The organism is Pseudomonas sp. Q1, assembly GCF_009935975.1.
Lineage (GTDB): Bacteria > Pseudomonadota > Gammaproteobacteria > Pseudomonadales > Pseudomonadaceae > Aquipseudomonas > Aquipseudomonas palleroniana.
Genome location: NZ_QODI01000003.1, coordinates 430,499 through 450,911, shown reverse-complemented (window position 1 = coordinate 450,911; position 20,413 = coordinate 430,499). Strand labels below are relative to the sequence as shown.

At 60.6% G+C, this 20,413-nt stretch carries 22 protein-coding genes and 1 tRNA gene; 14 read left to right on the top strand and 9 right to left on the bottom strand.

From position 1 onward, the window contains the following. The first annotated feature begins 44 nt into the window (after positions 1-44). Entirely contained in the window at positions 45-626 is a 582-nt protein-coding gene (locus DK870_RS07245) for a flavin reductase family protein (protein ID WP_161548337.1), read from the top strand. Between the two features lie 130 nt (positions 627-756). On the opposite strand, the gene DK870_RS07240 is transcribed toward DK870_RS07245, so the two are convergent. Next, positions 757-1,566 carry an AraC family transcriptional regulator gene (locus DK870_RS07240; protein ID WP_060754780.1) on the bottom strand — a complete coding sequence of 270 codons (810 nt, stop codon included), beginning with the start codon at positions 1,564-1,566 and terminating at the stop codon, positions 757-759. A gap of 190 nt (positions 1,567-1,756) precedes the next feature. Here DK870_RS07240 and DK870_RS07235 point away from each other — a divergent pair, with 190 nt between their 5' ends. The 4 genes from DK870_RS07235 (at position 1,757) to ddlA (ending at position 4,407) form a co-directional block, all read left to right on the top strand. Continuing rightward, the gene (locus DK870_RS07235) at positions 1,757-2,320 is read left to right on the top strand and encodes a DUF2975 domain-containing protein (RefSeq protein ID WP_090366957.1); all 564 of its coding nucleotides are present in this window, start codon (positions 1,757-1,759) and stop codon (positions 2,318-2,320) included. A gap of 7 nt (positions 2,321-2,327) precedes the next feature. After that, entirely contained in the window at positions 2,328-2,549 is a 222-nt protein-coding gene (locus tag DK870_RS07230) for a helix-turn-helix transcriptional regulator (RefSeq protein ID WP_161548336.1), read from the top strand. A gap of 80 nt (positions 2,550-2,629) precedes the next feature. Then, the gene (locus DK870_RS07225; RefSeq protein ID WP_090366956.1) at positions 2,630-3,268 is read left to right on the top strand and encodes a LysE family translocator; all 639 of its coding nucleotides are present in this window, start codon (positions 2,630-2,632) and stop codon (positions 3,266-3,268) included. A 44-nt stretch (positions 3,269-3,312) separates the two neighbouring features. Next, a complete protein-coding gene (ddlA, locus tag DK870_RS07220) occupies positions 3,313-4,407 on the top strand; it encodes a D-alanine--D-alanine ligase (protein WP_161548335.1) in 1,095 nt (364 codons plus the stop codon). 27 nt (positions 4,408-4,434) lie between these two features. On the opposite strand, the gene DK870_RS07215 is transcribed toward ddlA, so the two are convergent. From DK870_RS07215 to DK870_RS07180, 8 genes are all read right to left on the bottom strand, one after another. Continuing rightward, positions 4,435-4,749 (bottom strand): DNA-binding transcriptional regulator, encoded by a 315-nt coding sequence (locus DK870_RS07215; RefSeq protein WP_090366954.1) that lies wholly within the window; start codon positions 4,747-4,749, stop codon positions 4,435-4,437. A gap of 71 nt (positions 4,750-4,820) precedes the next feature. Beyond that, a complete protein-coding gene (gene pgeF, locus DK870_RS07210) occupies positions 4,821-5,546 on the bottom strand; it encodes a peptidoglycan editing factor PgeF (protein WP_161548334.1) in 726 nt (241 codons plus the stop codon). A gap of 21 nt (positions 5,547-5,567) precedes the next feature. Beyond that, complete coding sequence (gene ggt / locus DK870_RS07205; RefSeq protein ID WP_161548333.1) at positions 5,568-7,397, bottom strand: gamma-glutamyltransferase; 1,830 nt, start codon at positions 7,395-7,397, stop codon at positions 5,568-5,570. 36 nt (positions 7,398-7,433) lie between these two features. Further along, positions 7,434-8,213, bottom strand: a complete 780-nt coding sequence (locus DK870_RS07200; protein WP_161548332.1) for a PhzF family phenazine biosynthesis protein — start codon at positions 8,211-8,213, stop codon at positions 7,434-7,436. 94 nt (positions 8,214-8,307) lie between these two features. After that, positions 8,308-9,141: an EamA family transporter gene (locus DK870_RS07195; RefSeq protein WP_161548331.1), complete on the bottom strand. Its 834-nt coding sequence runs from the start codon at positions 9,139-9,141 to the stop codon at positions 8,308-8,310. 206 nt (positions 9,142-9,347) lie between these two features. Further along, complete coding sequence (locus tag DK870_RS07190; protein WP_060754790.1) at positions 9,348-10,622, bottom strand: glycoside hydrolase family 68 protein; 1,275 nt, start codon at positions 10,620-10,622, stop codon at positions 9,348-9,350. Between the two features lie 427 nt (positions 10,623-11,049). Beyond that, a tRNA-Met gene (locus DK870_RS07185) sits at positions 11,050-11,126 on the bottom strand. A 224-nt stretch (positions 11,127-11,350) separates the two neighbouring features. Then, on the bottom strand, positions 11,351-11,902 hold the full coding sequence (locus tag DK870_RS07180; RefSeq protein ID WP_060754791.1) for an RNA polymerase sigma factor: 552 nt from the start codon (positions 11,900-11,902) through the stop codon (positions 11,351-11,353). A gap of 262 nt (positions 11,903-12,164) precedes the next feature. Between DK870_RS07180 and sctW the strand changes: the two genes are divergently transcribed. Genes sctW through sctS form a run of 9 tightly spaced genes read left to right on the top strand, consistent with a single transcriptional unit; the run spans position 12,165 to position 20,412 of the window. Then, positions 12,165-13,229, top strand: coding sequence for a type III secretion system gatekeeper subunit SctW (gene sctW, locus DK870_RS07175; RefSeq protein WP_161548330.1), 1,065 nt, complete (start codon positions 12,165-12,167; stop codon positions 13,227-13,229). Further along, positions 13,226-15,319, top strand: a complete 2,094-nt coding sequence (gene sctV / locus DK870_RS07170) for a type III secretion system export apparatus subunit SctV (protein WP_060754793.1) — start codon at positions 13,226-13,228, stop codon at positions 15,317-15,319. The genes sctW and sctV overlap by 4 nt, the downstream gene beginning before the upstream one ends. 34 nt (positions 15,320-15,353) lie before the next feature. Then, a complete protein-coding gene (locus tag DK870_RS07165) occupies positions 15,354-16,253 on the top strand; it encodes an FHA domain-containing protein (protein ID WP_178126859.1) in 900 nt (299 codons plus the stop codon). After that, entirely contained in the window at positions 16,250-17,608 is a 1,359-nt protein-coding gene (locus DK870_RS07160) for a FliI/YscN family ATPase (RefSeq protein WP_060754795.1), read from the top strand. The genes DK870_RS07165 and DK870_RS07160 overlap by 4 nt, the downstream gene beginning before the upstream one ends. Further along, positions 17,595-18,023, top strand: coding sequence for a YscO family type III secretion system apparatus protein (locus DK870_RS07155; protein ID WP_104995446.1), 429 nt, complete (start codon positions 17,595-17,597; stop codon positions 18,021-18,023). The genes DK870_RS07160 and DK870_RS07155 overlap by 14 nt, the downstream gene beginning before the upstream one ends. Further along, positions 18,020-18,481 (top strand): type III secretion system HrpP C-terminal domain-containing protein, encoded by a 462-nt coding sequence (locus DK870_RS07150; protein ID WP_060754797.1) that lies wholly within the window; start codon positions 18,020-18,022, stop codon positions 18,479-18,481. Before DK870_RS07155 ends, DK870_RS07150 begins: the two co-directional genes overlap by 4 nt. Further along, positions 18,478-19,491, top strand: a complete 1,014-nt coding sequence (locus tag DK870_RS07145) for a FliM/FliN family flagellar motor switch protein (protein ID WP_161548328.1) — start codon at positions 18,478-18,480, stop codon at positions 19,489-19,491. The genes DK870_RS07150 and DK870_RS07145 overlap by 4 nt, the downstream gene beginning before the upstream one ends. Further along, on the top strand, positions 19,488-20,141 hold the full coding sequence (gene sctR / locus DK870_RS07140; protein ID WP_060754799.1) for a type III secretion system export apparatus subunit SctR: 654 nt from the start codon (positions 19,488-19,490) through the stop codon (positions 20,139-20,141). Before DK870_RS07145 ends, sctR begins: the two co-directional genes overlap by 4 nt. Before the next feature lie 7 nt (positions 20,142-20,148). Continuing rightward, complete coding sequence (gene sctS / locus DK870_RS07135; protein ID WP_060754800.1) at positions 20,149-20,412, top strand: type III secretion system export apparatus subunit SctS; 264 nt, start codon at positions 20,149-20,151, stop codon at positions 20,410-20,412. Position 20,413: the final 1 nt, after the last annotated feature.

The window sequence follows — 20,413 nt, the reverse complement described above, 5'->3', positions numbered from 1 at the left end:
CTCAGGTATCGTAGGTTCTTTCTTGCATGAAGAGCCGACCTTCCATGAGTCCTACCCATCGTCGCCCCGTTCCTCTGTCCAAAGCTTATCGTTTGCTTAACCACGGGCCGACCGTACTGGTGAGCGCAGCCTTTGAGGGCAAGCGCAATATCATGGCTGCAGCCTGGGCCATGCCCTTGGATTTCGAACCGCCGAAAGTCGCGGTGGTCCTGGACAAATCCACCTGGACCCGCCAATTGCTCGAAAGCGCCGGCACCTTCGTGCTCCAGGTGCCCTGTGTGGCCCAGGCTGACCTGGTGCAGACGGTCGGTAATACGACCGGCGCTGAAACCGACAAGTTTGCCGCCTACGGCCTGCAAACCTTTAGCGGGGAGCACACCGAAGCGCCGCTGCTGGAAGGCTGCGTGGCCTGGTTGGAATGCCGCTTGTTACCCGAACCCCACAACCAGCAGACCTACGACCTGTTTCTGGGCGAAGTGGTTGCCGCCTACGCCGATGTGCGGGTGTTCAGCGAGGGGCATTGGCATTTTGAAGGGCATGATGAGCTACGCACCTTGCACCACATTGCCGGCGGGAATTTCCTGAGCATCGGCGCACCGGTTGTCGGGCGTCAACTGGTGCCCTGAACCCACCCTCTGTAGGAGCGAACTTGCTCGCGAAAAACGTCAACGATAACGCGTGCTGCCTGGATGAGCGCGGTGCCTGTGAGTTTTTCGCGAGCAAGCTCGCTCCTACACATAAAGCGAGCCAGTTTTTTCAGCGCCCGAGCATCTTCACCCAGCGCGACGGCGGCATGCCGTAGGTGCTGCGAAATTGCCGGGTCATATGGCTCTGGTCGGTGAAGCCGGCGGTCAGTGCCGCGTCTACCAACGATTGCCCCTGGGCCAGCAGGCTGCGTACCAGGTCCAGCCGCCGCATGGTCAAGTAGCGATAAGGGCTGGTACCGAACAACAAGCGAAAGTCCCGCGACAAGGCCCAGCGATCACGCCCGCAGTGGTCGGCCATTTCATCCAGGGTAATGCTGCGGCCCAGCGCGCTGTGGATAAATTCCCGAGCGCGCTCGGCGGCGACGTAGTCGAACGACTTGCGGCTGACAATCACCCCCGAGGCGGCGTTCAGTGCCTGGGCCAGGTCGTACAGTGCGTCCTGCTCCTGCATCGGGTCGATCGGGCAATCGAGGCTTTGCAGCAACACTTCGCTGGCGCGAAATAACCGTGGGTCTGTCGACAGGCCCTTGTGGATAAACGGTAAAGGCCGGCCTCCGAGAATCTGCTGGATCAACGCCGGTTCCACATAAATCATGCGGTACTTGAAGCCTTCCACGCTGCTGGCGCGGCCGTCATGGGTTTCATCCGGGTGAATCACCATGGTCGTGCCGGGCAGGCTGTGGGTCATGCAGCCCCGGTAGTGATAGCTCTGCACGCCAAACAACGTGCGCCCGATCGCATAGGTGTCATGGCGATGGGGATCGAATGCAAAGCCCGCAAAGTACGCCTCGATACGGTCCAGGCCGCTGGCGTGCGGGGCGCGGTGCAGCCAGTCGAGGGTGGAGGTGGGTTGGCCCATGGTGACTTGTCACAAATAGAGGTGGAAACACGTTAACCCAGTCTGTGCAGGTTGTGGGGCGTGGTCTTGAACGATTGTGCAGGTTTTTTTGGGAAGGATGAGCGGTTTTAATCGTTTATCGGTAAATTATTATTGTTTTACGATAATAAATTCGCTATTTTGCCTCGACATTAATTCAACGAGGTTGTTTATGAACACTCAACGTCTTGCCCTGCTTAGCCAACGAATGTCAGTGATCACATTGTTGCTGATTGTCGGCATGCTGGTCCTGAACGCGGCTGTGTGGTTGTTTCCAACCTTGAGCTCCTCTACTGGTGGGCGAGGCTTCAGTTTTGCGCTGAGCGATCGCCTGATCCAGGGGCGCATGGACCAGGTAGCCCTGTTCCCGCTATGGCAAACCCTGGGCGCCATTGTGCTGTCGAGTATTCCGCTGATGGCCTTGGCGAGTGGCTTGAATCATCTGCGCAAGCTGTTCCAGCGCTATTCGCGGGGTGAGTACTTTTCCAGCACGGCCGCTTCGCACTTGGGCAAGGTTGGGAAAGCCGTCGCGATCTGGGTCTTGCTGGACTTCCTATGCGAACCATTGCTGAGCGCCTGGATAACGATGACCTTGCCGGTCGGCGAGCGATTGATCACCCTGAGCGTGACGGCGCCCAGCGTTGTGGCACTGTTTCTGGCCGGTTGTATCGCAGTGATTGCGCGTATTCTGTGGCAGGCCAGTGAAGTCGATTCCGAAAACCGCACCTTTGTCTGAGATTGAAATGCCCATTGTGATTGAGCTGGACGTCATGCTTGCCCGGCGCAAGGTCAAATCCAAGGACCTGGCGGCCGCCATCGGGATTACCGAACAGAACCTGTCGTTGCTCAAACAAGGCAAGGTCAAGGGTATACGGCTGGGAACGCTGGATGCCATCTGCGCCTATCTGCAGTGCCAGCCCGGTGATCTGTTGGTGCATATGCCGGAACCTCCGGTCGAGCGGTAGCGGCTAACTATTTTTCGAACAGGGATCGGCTTATGCTGCTTTCACACGGATTGGCGATTTTTTCGAGCAGGGGTCAGTTTATGGAGCTTTCACACTGGGTCTATACCGCGCCATTGCTCTCGTTAGCGTTGCTCTGGATAGTTGCTGTCGTCACCCCGGGGCCGAATTTTTTCAACATCGCCCAGTTAGCCGCCAATGCCTCGCGCCGCCATGGTGTGGCGGCCTCGGCAGGTGTCGCCTCGGGTACGGTGCTGTGGGGAGTGGCCGGTGGCCTGGGCATCAAGTCGTTGTTTACGGCGGCGCCCATGTTGTACCTGGCGTTCAAGATTATCGGTGGCTGCTACCTGATTTACCTGGGGCTCAGGCTGTTCAAACGTTCGGTACCGGTCGCGGGCCGGAACCCGCTGGCGGATGGGCAGCGACGCTCGCTGTTGTCGGCTTGGCGGCTGGGTTTGCTCGGTAATTTGTCCAACCCGAAGTCCGCCTTGTTTGTCGCGACGATCTTCGCCTCGACCATGCCTCCTTCGCCCTCGCCGTTGCTGCTGACGCTGGCTGTGGTCGTCATGGCCAGCTTGTCGTTCAGTTGGTATTGCGCCGTTGCACTGGTGTTTTCCAGTGAGCGCATGGCCAACCTCTACAGTCGTTCGCGCAAGTGGCTCGACCGTTTTGCCGGTGGTTGCTACGTACTGTTCGGTGCACATCTGGTGGCGAATCGCTGACCGCCCGTGTTAAGAAGCCTTACTTTCAACTGTGAGGCCGGGTCATGAGCAAGGTGCGGGTGGGTATTATTTTTGGTGGCCGTTCGGCCGAGCACGAAGTTTCTTTGCAATCGGCGCGCAATATCGTCGACGCCTTGGACCGTACGCGCTTCGAGCCCGTCCTGATCGGCATCGACAAGGCCGGCCACTGGCACCTCAACGACACGTCGAACTTCCTGATCAACCAGGAGAACCCGGCGCTGATCGCCCTCAACCAGTCCAACCGCGAACTGGCGGTGGTGCCAGGCAAGGGCAGCCGGCAAGTCGTGGAAACCTCCGGGCAGGGTATGCTGGAACACATCGACGTAATCTTCCCCATCGTCCACGGCACCCTGGGTGAAGATGGCTGCCTGCAAGGTTTGCTGCGCATGGCCGATATGCCTTTCGTTGGCTCCGATGTGCTCGGCTCGGCGGTGTGCATGGACAAGGACATCAGCAAGCGCCTGCTACGCGATGCCGGTATTGGCGTTACCCCGTTCATCACCCTGACCCGTGGCAATGCGGCGCGCACATCCTTTGAAACGGCCGTCAACAAACTGGGCTTGCCGATGTTCGTCAAACCCGCGAACCAGGGGTCTTCGGTGGGTGTGAGCAAGGTTGCCAGCGAAGCCGAGTACCACGCAGCCGTCGAGCTGGCTTTGGGTTTTGATGAAAAAGTGCTGGTGGAATCCGCCGTTCAAGGCCGCGAAATCGAATGCGCCGTATTGGGCAACGACAACCCCATCGCCAGCGGTTGTGGCGAGATCGTGGTGAGCAACGGCTTCTATTCCTACGACAGTAAATACATCGACGAGCAGGCCGCCCAAGTGGTGGTGCCGGCCGCTATCAGCCATGACGCCAGTGAGCGTATCCGCCAGTTGGCCATCGAGGCATTCGGTGTGCTGGGCTGCTCCGGGCTGGCCCGGGTCGATGTGTTCCTCACCGACGACGGCGAAGTGCTGATCAACGAAATCAACTCACTGCCCGGCTTCACCCGCATCAGCATGTACCCCAAGCTGTGGCAGGCAGCGGGGATGAGCTACAGCGAGCTGGTGAGCCGCTTGATCGAGCTGGCACTGGAGCGCCATGCCGGGCGCAAGGGGCTCAAGATCAGTCGGTAGTCATCGACCGACAGCTCAGTAGCGTCATCAGGCGTTACTGAGTACTTCCCGGAAAACGTCTGGCCGTATGGCTGCTATGTGCAGCAGTGAGCGTGCGGCCCCGGAAGGAGAGCGACGCCCTTGTTCCCACTCTTGAAGTGTTCTTACCGAAACCCCTAAAAGCTCGGCAAACTTGGGTTGTGACAATCCGGTTTTACTCCTGGCTTCTGCGGCTTGAGTGATTTCAACCTGATGCACAGCGCCGTAATGTCCCGCTTTAACATCCTGTATGGCGGCCAGTAACTCTTCGCCAATATTACGTTTGGCGTCACGTTCCTTCAGTTGCTTCTCAGTGAGTGGCATGGTTCATGTCCTTTGCGATTTTGTGCAGGATATGCGCTGGAATATTCTCGGTATCCTTTGTAGGTTCTCTCTCACCGGTCTCGGCGAGCAATCCACGAATAGATCAACGTCTTCGGTTCCTGCGGGTGATGAGTTCTTCGGCGGTAGCTGGCGAAGGTGGGCGATGTGCAATAAGTGCACACCTCACTGACTTCAATCTGCTCACGTTTGAGTCCCGCCGCTTGCAGAAGCATCACCCCATACCCGCTCAAATCGAACCAGGCACTTCCCGCTTGCCTGGCATACGGCGGTGCAATCTCGGGTGGCAGCAATGGGGTCGGTTGCGCAAAGCTCCATGGCGCCAGGCCATTCCACCACAAGTGGCCTTGATCGATCTGGAACTGCCCGATAAACCCCTCGCTCACTTCATAACAGCACGGCTTGATCGACGGTCCGATGGCCACTCGCAATTGGTCCACGGGAATGCCTTGGTCGGCAAAGCGTTGCACCGCGTTGGCGATGATCCCGCCTTGCAGTCCCTTCCAACCGCCATGCACGGCGGCAACCATTGCGCCGTTTTCCGAGGCGACAAGCACCGGCAGGCAGTCGGCTGTAATCACCGCAATCGCCTGATGCTCGCGGGTGAACACGCCGTCCGCCTCAAGGGTGTTGGCCACCTGATCGGCCTGCCATTCAATCACCGAGGCGCTGTGCACCTGCTTGCAGATGAACACGGTTTCTGGCCGTAGCGGATCATTGATCGAGCAAAAGCCATGGTCGACGCCGGGGACGGCGCCGAGATTGTCTGCCTGCTGCACAGGATGTCTCCGCTGAAAAAATTAGTCGCCGACCGCTTCGCCTTCACGCCGAGGGTCGGCGCCGCCGCTCAGCGACACCTTGCCCTGGGCATCCCGCGTGCGCACGATGGCCTGGATGCCGCTGGTCATCTCAATCTCGCTCAACGTATGGCCTTTGTCCTGCAACGACTGTTTCAACCCTGGGCTGAACAGGCCGGCCTCCAGTTCGGTCGCGCCGTTGCGGCTGCCGAAGTTCGGCAGGCTGATGGCGGCTTGCGGGTCGAGGTTCCAGTCGAGCATAGCCACCAAGGATTTGCTCACATACTCGATGATCTGTGAGCCGCCCGGCGAGCCTACCGTGGCCAGCAATTCACCGCTCTTGCGGTCGAACACCAGGGTCGGTGCCATGGCCGAGCGTGGGCGTTTTCCCGGCTCGACGCGGTTGGCCACCGGCTGGCCGTTTTCTTCGGGGATGAACGAAAAATCGGTCATCTGGTTGTTCAGCAGAAAGCCCTGGACCATCACGTGCGAGCCGAACGCCGCTTCCACCGTGGTGGTCATCGATACGGCGCCGCCCTGGTCGTCCACGGCCACCACTTGTGAGGTGGAGATACGCAGCGGCGAACGGTCCGGCGCGTACGCCACCTGGATGCCCGCAGGTCGGCCCGGTTTGGCGATGCCCATGCTGCGCTCGCCGATCAGCGTGGCGCGTTGGGCCAGGTAGTCCGGTGCGACGAGGCCCGCGACGGGGACGGGGGTGAAGTCTGAATCGGCCACATACAATGCGCGGTCGGCGAAGGCCAGGCGACCGGCCTCGGCGATCAGGTGCACGGCTTCGGGGCTGGGCTCAAGACCGGCGGGCGAGGCACTTTTCACGGGTGCCATCGGCGCGATGGCCAGGCGCGGGTCGCGAGCCTCCACGGCCTGCAACGTGCCGAGGATTTGCGCAACGGCAATCCCGCCCGAGGAGGGGGGCGGCATGCCGCACACGCGGTACTGTCTGTAGTCGGTGCAAAGCGGTGTGCGCTCCTTGGCGACATAGCCCTTGAGGTCGGCCTGCGACAGGCTGCCCGCATTGCGATTGCCCTGGACCTTGCGTGCGATCTCGTCGGCGATCGGGCCGTGGTACAGCGCGTCGGGTCCTTCCTTGGCAATGCGCTTGAATACACTCGCCAGTGCCGGGTTTTTCAACAGCGTGCCGGTGGCTTTAGGCGTGCCATCGGCGTTCAGAAAGTAGGCCGCCATGTCAGGCGACTGCGCGATGTAGCGGTCGGCGGCAATCAGCGCGTGCAAGCGGGGGGATATCGCGAAGCCCTGCTCCGACAAACGAATGGCGGGCTCGAACAACTTGGCCCATTGCAGGTGGCCGGTTTGCTTGTGGGCCATTTCCAGCGCACGCAAGACGCCCGGCGTGCCGACCGAACGCCCGCCGATCTGCGCCTCGGGAAACGCCATGGGAGTGCCGTCGGCCTTCAAGAACAAGCGCTCGGTCGCACCGGCCGGCGCCGTTTCGCGACCGTCGTACGCGTGTACGGTTTGCCCATCCCAGAGCATGATGAACGCACCGCCGCCGATGCCGGACGACTGCGGTTCCACCAGGGTCAGCACTGCCTGCATGGCGATCGCCGCATCAATGGCCGAGCCTCCTTGGCGCAACATCTCACGCCCGGCTTCGGCCGCCAACGGGTTGGCGGCGGCAGCCATATGGCGCTCGGCGTGTTGCGTCACAAGATCGCTGCGGTAGCCCGAACCCAGCTCCGGTGCTGGAGGTTGTTCAGTGACGGGGGTGTGACAGCCGGCGAGGGCGAAGGCTGCGGCAACCATTGACAGTTGACGGCGGAAAATCGAAAGCACGCGCTGAACTCCGTTCATTGTGAGAATGATCTGTTGTCCTTGGGTGGCTCCTTTTTACAGGTAAATCGTGCCCTTGAGGTAGAGCACTGCGTGCCCGGCGATAATCACGCGGTCGCCCTTGAGTTCGCAACGCAGTTGTCCACGACGGTTGCCTCCCTGTTCGGCGGTCAATTGCGACTTGCCCAGGCGCTCGGCCCAGAATGGCGTCAGCGAGGTGTGCGCAGAGCCGGTGACAGGGTCTTCATTGATACCGACATTCGGGCCGAACCAGCGAGAAATGAAATCAAACCGCGTGCTTTTGGCCGTCACCGCAATTCCGCGTTTAGGCAGGCCCTTGAGGCGAACGAAATCCGGCGTCAGGGCGGCGACCTGGGCTTCGTCTTCCAGCAGCACGATGTAGTCATCGGTGGCATACACCTCGGCGTGCTCAACCCCCAAGGCGTTCAACAGGCCGGCGGGCGGCTCACAACGCTCGGGCTGCTTGGCCGGGAAATCCATCGCCAGTTCGTCGCCGTTGCGCGTTACGCGCAACTCACCGCTGCGGGTGGCGAAGCGCAACACATCCGGTGCAGCCGGCAACTGGTGAATCAAGACCCATGCCGCCGCGAGCGTGGCGTGGCCGCACAGGTCTACCTCGACTTCCGGGGTTAGCCAGCGCAACTCATAAAAGCCATCACGGGGCACGAAGAACGCGGTTTCCGAGAGGTTGTTCTCGGCGGCGATGTTGTGCAGTTGCTCATCGGTCAGCCATTCGGTCAGCGGGCAGACCGCCGCCGCGTTACCGCCAAAGGGATGTTGGCTGAAAGCATCGACCTGGTAGATATCCAATTTCATCAGGAGCACTCCGTGTAGGGGAGGCCGGACACTAACAGTGGGTCCCCAGAGCGTCAAAATACAGATACGAAGTTTTTTTGAGCGCAAACGCTGTTCAGCCCAGGCGCAATACCATCGCCCCGCCGGCAATGATGCAGGCGGCGAGGAGGCGAGCCCGCGTCAGATGCTCTTTGAGTACCCATGCACAGATCACCACGCCAAACAGGATGGAGGTTTCCCGTAGCGCAGAAACCGTGGCGATCGGTGCCGCAGTCATCGCCCACAGGGCCAGGCCATAGGAAGCCAGTGTGCCGAAGCCGCCCACCACGCCAAGGTGCCAGTGGCGCCTGACGTATTCAATGAAGACGCCGCGCCGCGTGGCCAGGGCCCATGCGCAAAGCGGGATGCCGGTCAGCAGGAATATCCACAGGGTGTACGCCGCCGGCGCGCCGGATTTACGCACACCCACGCCGTCGATCAGGGTGTAGCCCGCGATCACGCCGGCGTTGATCAAGGCCAGCACCACGCCCTTTCGCGAACCTGCCGAAGGGACGGCGGCCATGCTCAAGATGCCGAGGGAGATGATTGCGATGCCGAGCCAGGCGAATGCCGACAATGCCTCGGACAACAGCAGCACGCTCACCGTCGCCACCAGCAGTGGCGCGGTACCGCGCATGATCGGATAGGTCTGGCTCATGTCGGCCACGCGGTAGGTCGAGGCGATGAGGGCGAAATACAGCACCTGGAAAACCACTGATGCCCCTATGAACGGCCAACTGCCTCGCGCCGGGGGCTCCAGGAACGGGACAGTCGTCAACGCGATCAGCGAAGCGACTGAGGCGATCATGCAGGTGGTCAGGAGCTTGTCGGCCCCCCCTTTGACTACGGCATTCCAGGTGGCGTGAAGTGCGGCGCCCAGCAGGATGATGGCGAATACGTCGAGGCTCATAAAGGGCGTTCCTGCTGCGCTCAAGGGTATGTCAGACAGGCAAGAGTGTGATGAAGTAGCTCACAAAGAGGAAGACCCGTTACGGGCTGCATCCTTGCAGCCCGTAACGGGTCGGTGTCGCAGTGAGCCGGGCGGGATACTCGATCCTATCCACAACGGGCTCTTTATCGAATTCGAGCCCGCTGCCCAAGCACCCGTTGTCGCTATTATTGGAGTGCTACATCGAGCATCGGCGGGATGTAACCGTAGTCATACTCGGCCACCACGAACGTCTGCTGTCCTTTGATCTTGATCCCCACCGTCGGTGCTTCGGTACCGCCGATACGAATCTGTTTGCCGGTTTCGTCGGTCGGCACGCTGTCGATAAACGAGGTCACCAGGCCGTTGGGCATCACACAGTGCGAGTAGGTCTGGAACGGCTGGGAGGACGGGTTGCCCAGCACCAGGCCGGAACCGTTCAACGGCACGTAAGGGCCGAACAGCGAATCGGCGACGAAACCGTACACCCCGTCCGGCCCGGTCACGCCGTCGGCATAGGTAAAGGTGTGGCTGATGGTGAACAGGTAGTACTTGCCGTCCTGGAACACGAAGTGTGGGCGTTCGGTCTGGTCGTTGACGCCGACCGCGGTCAGCAGCGGCGGCAGCATTTCCCAGTCGTCCCCGTCTTCGTCACGGGCCACGGCGATACCGACACAGGCGGTCTGGAAACGCGAGTTGCCGACGTCTTCATAACCCGGCGGCACATCGCCGATTTCGGCTTTCCCGACCTTGTGCGAACCGCGCTCGCCGGCCACGTTGCCTTCAAACAGCATGTACAGCTTGCCGTCGTTGGGGTCACGGAACGGCCAAGGATCGCGAAAGCCCCAGAAGGCGTTCTGCGCTTCGGTTTGATACATGTGGCCGTCGGCTTCGAACAGCGGCTTGACCTTTTCAAAGCCGACCATGCTGACACCATGCTCGGTCGTCACCACTCGACCACGCACCTTGACGATGGTCGCGCCTGGCGTGACGGCGGTGTAGTACAGGTCAATGTCCCCCTTTTCGTTCAACAGGATTGGCGTGCCGGCCCATTCGCGAGCGGTCGGCGAGACCCCTTCGGCCATCACCCGGCCACCGAGTTTCCAATCCTTGCCGGTACGGGAAAACCAGTAGTACATCTTTGCCCGGCCATGGCGGTCGTTCCAGTCGCGGGTGATGTCGTAGTTACCGTTCTCGTCGATGTACTCCGGGTCGTTAGGATGGCGATCCGCGGTCAGGGTGAAGATCACCGACCAGCCATCGACGGAGGTCACGTTTCCGTCCAGGTCGCGCAGCGGCATGGTGTCCCAGATGAACACCTCATTGCTCAATACCGGGAAATCCGCACTGACCAGTGGCTGGGTCGTAGTGGGATCGTCCGCGTGGACTTTCAGCGCATCGGCCCGAGTCCAGAGGCTGGGTTGATGGGGGATCTTGCCGAATTTTTCGGTGTTGCTTTTCATGGGTAATACCTCGTCCGTGAAGGAAGTTATAAAAAATACTGTATGTGCATACAGTGATTTCATCTTAGGCAAACCGGTTTTTGGGGTCAAGCGTAAATTTGCATTTGTGCATAATTTGACTTTTTACACAGGCTGATACGTTTCAGCTTGATGCGTTTCTAGAAGTTAGCTTTAAGCCTGATCGGCGACGATGCCTGCATGATATTCGCGGCAGAGAACTGTGGTGCGTTGGTCTGGACGTGGGCGGGCATCTTCAAAGCCTGGAGTACAGGCATGATCAAGCAGCCAGGTTGGCGAGTGTCGTATTGGAGAGGGGGGAGTTTGACTTCGCTGGACCCGCATGGATGTCCAGAAACAAGAAAGCCCGCACGAGGCGGGCTTCTTGAGGTGATTCACAGACTGCTGTAGACATCTATGGATCGGTACTTGGTGGCTACACAGGGACTTGAACCCCGGACCCCAGCATTATGAATGCTATGCTCTAACCAACTGAGCTATGTAGCCAAGTGGCGCGCATTATTCGCGTAGAACGGGAATGCGTCAAGCGTTTTTGTTGAAAATTTTTCTACGCTTTCAACTGTTTAACGAAAATCGGGCTAAACAGCGACGAGTGGCGGGTTGGGCGTCAGGTTTCGGCGGGATGGGCACGGCCTTGCTGTCGCGCATGAAAAGGCTAGATCGAGTTGGGCTGATATCCCTGTCGCCCAACGATGGCCAGCTAGTCTGGCTTAAGGTCGCAACGGCGTATGGGTGACGCGCTTGAGTTGTTCACGTGCCCGTGACAGGCGCGAGCGAACAGTGCCGATGGGGATGTCCAGTGCATCGGCGGTGTCCTGATAGCTGCCATCCGTCTCCAGCGAGGCATACAGGGTTTTGCGCATTTCCTGCGGCAGGTCCTTGATGGCTATCAGGGTTTTTTCCAGCCGGCGATTGACCTCGAACTCCCAGTCCAGATTACGGCTGTCCTCCTGGCCATGCCACAGCGCCTCGTCGAATTCGCAATGCACCGGTTTGGCATACAGGCGCCGGAAGTGGTTGCGAATCAGGTTCTGCGCGATTCCGCACATCCAGGTGCTGAGTGTCGCCTGGCCGCTGTAGCGCTCGCGGTTACGCCAGGCTTCCAGGTAGGTGAGTTGCAGAAGATCGTCCGCATCTTCCGGGTTGAGCACGCGCTTATGAATGAAGCGCCGGAGTTTTTTTTGTTGGTCGTCCGTCAGGTGGAGCATGAATTGAGGCGAGCTGCCAACAAGATGAGCGAGGGCACCAATAGGGATATCCATGATTTTTTCCTCTGGGTGGACACGGTCGAAGTGGTTTCGACGTGACCCCTTTTGCACTGGCTGTGCCAAAGGAAAAAAAGTTTTAATTCATTGATTTATAAGTAGATATTTATTTTTTGTGCTGAGTTTTGTGCAGTCGTTTGCAAAAAGCGGGGATGCTGTTGTGCGGGTATTTTCAAAAACGCCGCAGGGGTAGTTTCGATGGAACCGTATGGCGCGCGCCTGCCACATAGGGACACAAACTCCCTGTCCTGGCCCGCCCATGAAAGTCGAACCGTTCAACGATGTGCAACCGATCCTGAGCCCGGATCAACCCCGCATCGGCGTTACCCAAACGCAGGCCGGTGCCACGGCTATCGACGACATTGCCCAGATATTCAACGAAGAAATGGCGCTCAACGGCATAGCGCTGGGCCGCCGGTCGATTGGGCGGCAAATCGCACCGATCGAGCAGATCACCCAGCTCTATGAACAACTGGGCCATCCTGGCCAGGCGACATTGGCAACCGTTGCCCGTCAGGTCCGCATGCAGCTGTTGCAGCGCCTTGGTATCGACACCTTGCTCGAAACGACCGGGCGTGATCCAGCGCGCACCTTCGTGGTACTTCAGCGGGTGGCGGCCGAGGCGCAAGCCGAAGCGCGCAAAGTCGAGGCGGCCCTGGCGCGAGATGCACTCGCAAAGTTGGAAATCCGCTTCAAGCGGGAAATCCAGGCCGGGCTGAATATCGCACTGACGCTGCAGCAGGCCAGTGGTGACCCACAGGAACGCCAAGCGGTGCGTGCGTTGTATTACGCCAGTGTGGTCATGCGCCAATCCCTGGCGTTCATGATGCAATCGCTGCTCGGGGTGTACGGTGGCGAGCAGTTTGGCGCCGGGCTCAACCTGATGCGTCGTGCTTTGGCCGACGATATCGCCGCCCACACGCCTTCGGTACCCACGGCACAACTGCGTACGTTGCTGCTGGGTTTGCAGAGCTGCAGCCAGCTGGGCGGGGCGTTATCCAATTGCCAGGCGTTGATCCAGCGCCTGGATGCGGAACTGGATGCGGTAGGCCTGCTGCAACGGCTTCTGGGTTATGCCGGCACCGGTATCGAATCGGCGGAAGTCCAGCGGCTAGCTTGCGATTTTGGCGGCGCGCTACCGGCTGCCCAACTGGTGTCTCTCAACGGCTTGTACCCGGTGATGCAACGTTTGCCCCTGGCTCTGTGGCGTGACAGCCGTGGGCGTGAAGAGGCCCTGCATAACATCTTGCTGGTGATGGACGAATTCACCCGTGCCGAGCGCGGTCATCTGCACTTCGACGGTGAGTCGAGGAGCCTCCCGTGACGGTGCTGGCCGCCATCAACGCTGTGCTGCTCAAAGTGGCGCAGCGTGCTGAAGTGTTAGGCGCGGTGGTGGTCATGGCCATCGTGTTCATCTTTATTGTGCCGTTGCCCACCTGGTTGGTGGATATCCTGATCGCACTCAATATCTGCATTTCCTGTCTGCTGATCGTGCTCGCGCTGTACCTGCCCGGGCCGTTGGCGTTCTCGTCGTTCCCGTCGATTTTGCTGCTGACCACAATGTTTCGCCTGGCATTGTCGATCGCCACTACGCGTTTGATCCTGCTGGAGCAGGACGCGGGTGACATTGTCGAAGCCTTCGGCAATTTTGTGGTGGGCGGTAACCTCGCGGTGGGCCTGGTGATTTTCATGATCCTGACCCTGGTCAACTTCCTGGTGATTACCAAGGGCTCCGAACGGGTCGCCGAAGTCGCCGCGCGCTTCAGCCTGGATGCCATGCCGGGCAAGCAGATGTCGATCGACAGCGATTTGCGCGCCGGGCTGATCGACGGTGGGCAAGCTCGCGACAAGCGCGAGCAGTTGTCCCGCGAAAGCCAGCTGTTCGGGGCCATGGACGGGGCCATGAAGTTCGTCAAAGGCGACGCCATTGCCGGCTTGATCATCGTGCTCATCAACCTGCTGGGTGGCTTCTCCACCGGGATGTTCCAGCATGGGATGAGTGCGGGAGATTCGATGGCGTTGTATTCGGTGCTGACCATTGGCGATGGCCTGATCGCACAGATTCCGGCGCTGCTGATCTCCCTGACCGCCGGCATGATCATTACCCGTGTGGCACCGGATGGGCGCAAGGGCGCCAATAACATGGGCGCCGAAATTGCCCGGCAGATGACCAGTGAGCCCAAGAGCTGGATGATCGCCTCGGTAGGCATGCTCGCCTTCGCCGCGCTGCCGGGCATGCCCACGGTGGTGTTTATTCTGATCTCGCTGATGACCGGCAGCCTGGGCTACTACCTGGCGCGCCAGCGCCAGCGCGAGGCTGCCCCGCCGCCGCAGGCTGAAAAAGTGGTGCGGCCCGAGGAAAACGGCGACGAAGACTTGCGCGGTTTTGATCCGTCACGCCCCTATCTGTTGCAGTTCCACCCGACGTTGTACGCAACGCCGCAGGTCATCGATATCGTTCATAAGATTCGCCAGGCCCGGAACGGGCTGGTCACAAGCATCGGCCTGACGCTGCCGCCGTTTGAAGCCGAATTCGATGACTTGCTGGCGCCTGACGAGATGCGCTTCTGCGTGCACGAAGTGCCGGTGATGGCGGCGACCCTGAGTGATCGCATCGCCGTTGAATACGCATCGCTGACGCCACCCTTGGAGCGAGGCGAGAGAGGGCTTCCTGAGCGCGATGAGCAGGACTGGTTATGGCTTGCTCCCGATGACCCTTTATTGGACGACCCCCAGGTCGAGCGTTTCACTGCCCCGAGCCTGATCATCGAGCGCATGACGCGAGCGATGATGCTTAGCGGGCCGCGGTTTCTCGGTATCCAGGAGAGCAAGGCGATTCTCAGTTGGCTGGAACACAACCAGCCGGAACTGGTGCAGGAACTGCAACGCATCATGCCGCTTTCGCGGTTTTCGTCAGTGCTGCAGCGCCTGGCCAGCGAAGGCGTGCCGTTGCGTGCGGTGCGCTTGATTGTCGAGTCGTTGATCGAGTACGGCCAGCATGAGCGCGAACCGGATGCCTTGGCCGATTACGCGCGCATTGCCCTCAAGTCGCAGATCTACCACCAATACAGCGAGCCCGATGGCCTGCATGCCTGGCTGCTGTCGCCCCAGACTGAAAACATCCTGCGCGAAGCGTTGCGCCAGACCCAGAGCGGCGTGTTCTTTGCCCTCGACAACGAGAGCAGTGCAGCCCTGATCAACCTGCTCAACCAGGCATTTTCGGCGCGGCCCAAAAGCAAGAGCGTGATGCTGGTGGCACAGGATCTGCGCAGTCCCTTGCGCACCTTGTTGCTGGACGAATTCAGCCATGTACCGGTGCTGTCCTTTGCCGAGCTGGGAAGTACTTCCAAGGTCAGGGTGCTGGGGCGTTTTGACCTGGGCCAGGACGAGTTGATGCGCGGAGCAGTGGCATGACACCGCCGTTAATGCTGACACCACAGGTGCGATGATGTTCGAGCTGCGGGTACTCGATGGACTGCAAAAAGGCGCCGCTTTGCCGTTGTTTGGTGAGCAGTGGAGCCTTGGCGCCCACGCGGATGCCGACCTGTTGTTGAGGGACCCGGGTATCACCGAGCACCACGCCCGTTTGCAACTGGTCGACGGACATTGGACGGTGCAGGCCGAAGCGGGGCTGTTGCAAGACAGCGACGGGCAAGTGCTGGCGCAGATCGGCGACCTGGCACTCGATACGCCTTTTGTGATCGGTGCCGTGCGCTTGTGTGTGGTGCCGGCTGATCAGCCTTGGCCGCAGGCGCCGCCTGACCGGCCAACACCGTTGGCGCCGCCGCCTGAACCCGCCCAGCGGCTGGTGCTGTCGTCGATCTCCCCGTTGCAACAGAAACGTTTGATCAGCCTGGTGTTGCTGTGTGCCGTGGTCATCGTCGCGATCGGTATCGTCTCGACGCCAGGGCGCGGGGCACAGGCGTCGCTGATGCCCGCCGTGGAGCAAAAGCAGGAGCTGATCTCGCCCTTCGAGGTGCGGCAGCAGTTGTTGAAGATGCTCAGCGAACGTGAGTTGGCCCAGCGGGTCAGCTTGCAGGTGATCAATGCCCAGATTGTCCTCAACGGCGATGTTTCCCAGGAGGAGGTCGAGCTGGTCGCCCGCATGCTCAGTCGTTTCGCCGAGCAGTTCGACACCGCCGTGCCGGTGATCAGCCGCGTGCAGGTACGCGATAACACACTCCCTTTCAAGATCCTCCAAATCGTCGGCGGCGTCAGCGGCCACGTGGTGCTGGAGCATGGCGTCCGGTTGTTCGTGGGCGACGAACTGGATGGCCTGCGGTTGGTGTTGATCGACAACAACAAAGTGATTTTTGACGGTACGCAACGGTATGAGGTGCGCTGGTGAACAACTCGATACAGGCGCGCCTGGAAGCGTGGCGGCTGAACCAGTCACACGCGTTGACCCGCTTTGCGCCCGTTTCGATGCGCGGTCGCATACAGCGCGTGAACGGCATGCTGTTGCAATGCCGGTTGCCTGACGCACGTATTGGTGACTTGTGCCAGGTGGAGAAAAAACCGGGTGATTGCATGCTGGCCGAAATCATCGGGTTCGATCAGCAGGACGCGGTGCTCAGCGCCCTGGGTAACCTGGAAGGTGTACGCGTAGGCGCCAGTGTTGAGCGCCTGGGCGTGCCACACCGAGTGCAAGTCAGCGAGGCGCTGCTGGGGCAGGTGCTGGATGGCTTTGGTCGGCCTATTGCGGGGGACGGCCCCAGTGCGTTTGTCGTGACCGACACGCTCGATGCCAGCACCGTATTGTGCGAGGCGCCGCTGCCGACCGAGCGACCGAGGATCAATCGGGCGCTTGCCACCGGGGTGCGTTCGATCGATGGCCTGTTGACCTTGGGCGAGGGCCAGCGCGTGGGCCTGTTTGCAGGGGCCGGTTGTGGCAAGACCACCTTGTTGGCCGAGATTGCCCGCAACGTGGACTGCGATGTGATTGTGTTCGGCCTGATTGGTGAGCGAGGCCGCGAGCTGCGTGAGTTTCTCGACCATGAGCTGGATGACGCATTACGCGCCAAGGCGGTATTGGTCTGTGCCACCTCCGACCGTTCCAGCATGGAGCGCGCCCGCGCCGCTTTCACCGCAACGGCGCTGGCCGAAGGGTTTCGGCGCAAAGGCCAGCGGGTGTTGTTGCTGATCGATTCCCTGACCCGCTTCGCCAGAGCCCAGCGCGAGATCGGCCTGGCGGCCGGCGAACCCCTGGGGCGCGGGGGCTTGCCGCCGTCGGTGTATAGCTTGCTGCCGCGGTTGGTGGAGCGGGCCGGGCTGACGCGAGACGGTGTGATCACCGCCATCTACACGGTGCTGATCGAACAGGACTCCATGAGCGATCCGGTGGCCGATGAGGTTCGCTCCCTGCTTGATGGTCACATCGTGCTGTCGCGCAAGCTGGCCGAGCGTGGTCACTATCCGGCGGTGGATGTACTGGCCAGCTTATCGAGGATTTTGAGCAATGTGGCCGAGCCCGCACATATCCGGGCCGGCACCGCGCTGCGACGCTTGTTGTCGGCGTATCAGCAGATCGAGCTGATGCTCAAGCTGGGTGAGTATCAGCCCGGCAGTGATGCCTTGACCGATATGGCCGTGGACAGCCGTCAGTCCGTCGATGGTTTTCTGCGCCAGGACTTGCGAGAGCCATCACCTATCACGACGACCCTGGAGCAACTGACGGAGCTGACAGCGTATGTCCCCTTCTGAGTCACTGAGCGTTGAAGTCGAGACACTGCGGCGCTTGCGTCGGCATCGCGCGGATCGTGTCGAGCGAGCGTTGAGTGCCGCCCAGCGAGCCCAGCGAACCCTGCTGGAACAGATCGCGCAGGCGCAGCAGGCGCTTGAACACACACGCCTTGAAGAGGCGCGGCAATGCGCGCAACTGCTGAGTCAGCACCAGGGGCAGGTCATGACCTTCAAGGCGTTGAAAGATTGGAGCGCCCAAGAGCGCAACCTGTCGGCCGGCACCCAGCGTGAAGAAGACCAGCTACACGCCTTGCATGAGCAAAAGGCGCAGCAGGCCGAGCACATCAGCAGCGTGCAGAAGCAGGTCAGCCAATGTTTGCGTGAGGTCGAAAAGCTTCAGGAACTGGCCAGTTTATTGATTCAGGAGGAGGCGTGACTCAGGTGCCGGCAGACAAGGTCGAGCGTCCGCGCCTGCGGGAGCTTCGTGAGGCGCGTGAGGCCGGGGCCGGCGTGGCTATCCCTGAAGAACAAGGGCAGTTGTTCCGCCGGCTATTCGCTGATGAAGGTGAGCCCACGGGCTATGGCAGCCACGCTGCGGCGGGACGAAGCGCAGCCGCAGAGATCGCCATGATCGAGACATTGACCGAACAGTTGGCCCCTCGGTTACACATCGCTTCGCAGTGGCCGCTGGAAGCGATGCTGTACGTGCCTCGGCTGGGGCGGATTCAGACCCGTATCCGCCGAGAGCAGGGCGCCTGGAGCGTTGAGTTGGAGGCCGAGCAGGACACGACGACGCGTTGGCTCAGTGGTGTGCGACAGCGCTGTGAAGATCGGATTGCCCAGGCCGTTGGCCAGCCGGTCAGCCTGCATCTGGCGCATCTGGAGCGCACGTGATGATGCCGCCTCTGGCCTTGCGCCCGGTGCAGGGTGACGTGGTCGCTGCGCTGCGTCGGTTGGGGGGCGGGTTGCGCCTGCCCTTTGAGGTCGACGGCCAGCGCGGGGAGTTGCGGCTTGAGCCCGCGCGCGCACCGGAAGGCGTAACGCCGTTGTGTTTTGAAACGGCCTGCGGGGTGCTGGCGTTCGGTGAGCCTTCGCCGCAGCTCAGCCTGTTGGGCGAGTGCCCGGTGACACTGGCCCAGGCCGGCAATGATCCGGACTCCTGGTTCTGGGCCCTGTTTGAACAACATCTGAGCCCACAGGTTCGCGCGTTGTTCGGCTACCTGCGTTTATCCCCCGCGGTGCCGGTGTTGGACTTCGGTTGTCGGCTGTGGGTGTGCCTTGGCGCATCCAGGGTCGAGGGTTTTCTGTGGATGTCTACGCATAGCTTCCTGGCACTGTGCGAGGCCGGGCCTTGGCAGCCGACAGCCGCGCCGATGCCGGACCGATTCCAACTGACGCTCGCGGTCACGCTGGGGCATTTGCGTTTGTCGATCGCGCAGCTGTGCAGCGTCCGCGAAGGCGACGTCGTGGTGCTCGAACACACCTATTTTCAAGTGCAGGGCACCGGTTACTTGCCCGTCGGCAAGCATCGCCTGCACGGGTGCATTGACGATGCAAGCGGGTCGCTGTGCCTGACCGTGACTTCAATAGAGGAAACACCTGTGGATGAAGATTTGGTTGCTCATCACGCTCCGCAAGGCGGGGACGATCGACCGGTGACGGATGTGTTCGGTCATGAGCCATTTGATGAGTTGAGCATGGCGCTCAATGTACGCTGCGGCACGCTGAACCTGAGCCTCGGCGAGTTGCGCAACCTCGCCCCCGGCGCCGTGTTGGGGATAACCGGATACGCTCCCGGCATGGCCGGGCTTTACTATGGCGACCGGCCCATCGGCCAGGGCCAGTTGGTTGAGGTGGATGGGCGGCTCGGCTTGCAGTTGTCCCGTGTGGTGTTCTCCCGATGACCTTTCAAGGCGTGGACCCGCTCGTTCTCGCGCTGTTTCTGGGTTCATTGTCGCTGATGCCGATGTTGTTGATCGTCTGCACGGCGTTCTTGAAGATCGTCATCGTGCTGATGATTACCCGCAACGCCATCGGCGTGCAGCAGGTACCCCCGAGCATGGCGATCAATGGCATCGCCCTGGCGGCGACGCTGTTTATCATGGCGCCCGTCGGCTATGAGGTGGCGCAGACGCTCAAGGTGTCACCGCTGGACTTGAGCAGCGTGCAGACGATGCAAGAGACTGGCCTGGTGGCCATCCAGCCGTTGCGCACGTTCATGCAGCGCAATACCGATCCGGATGTCCTGACCCACCTGAAGGAAAACAGTGCGCGCATGTGGCCGCCGGAAATGGCGCAGCAGGTTCAGCGCGAAGACTTGATCCTGTTGATGCCGGCCTTTGTTCTCTCGCAGTTGCAGGCGGGTTTCGAGATCGGCTTCCTGATCTACATCCCGTTTATCGTCATCGATTTGATCGTCTCCAATCTGCTCCTGGCATTGGGCATGCAAATGGTCTCGCCCATGACCATCTCACTGCCGCTCAAGCTGCTCCTGTTCGTCCTGGTGTCCGGATGGTCGCGTCTGCTCGACAGCCTGTTCCTTTCTTATCTGTGAGTGGCCTATGGAACCGATCGTGCTGTTCAAGCAAGGCATGCTGCTGGTGGTGGTCCTGTCGGCGCCCCCGTTGATCGTGGCAGTGGTGGTCGGTGTGCTGACATCGCTGGTGCAGGCGTTGATGCAAATACAGGATCAGACCCTGCCCTTTGGCATCAAGTTGGTCGCGGTAGGCGTCACGCTGATATTGACCGGGCGCTGGATTGGAGTGGAGTTGATCCAACTGATCAACCTGACGTTCGACATGATTGCCCGTTCGGCACTGAACTGAG